General features: G+C 59.8%; 1 protein-coding gene. It reads right to left on the reverse strand.

All coding sequences use genetic code 11. From position 1 onward, the window contains the following. A partial coding sequence (locus SB717_RS37600; protein ID WP_410908242.1) for a carbohydrate ABC transporter permease occupies positions 1-256 on the reverse strand: 256 nt, incomplete at both ends.

Consider the following 256-nt stretch of genomic DNA (forward strand, 5'->3'; position numbering starts at 1 on the left):
CGATGAACACGTAGAGGGCGGTGACACCGATCGACGTGAGTGCGCGGTCGTCAGCGGTGAAGATCCGCACGTAGTTGTCGAGCCCGACCATGCTCGCGGTCGGCGCGAGCAGGTTGTAGTCGGTGAACGACAGATAAAGCGAGTACAGCATTGGTCCGAGAGTGAGACCGAACAGCCCGACGAGCCACGGTGCCAGAAAAACGAAGGCGACCCAGTCGTATCGGGAACGTCGTCGTTGAGATCGCATGCCGAATCT

The organism is Priestia sp. SIMBA_032, assembly GCF_046535215.1.
Lineage (GTDB): Bacteria > Bacillota > Bacilli > Bacillales > Bacillaceae_H > Priestia > Priestia aryabhattai.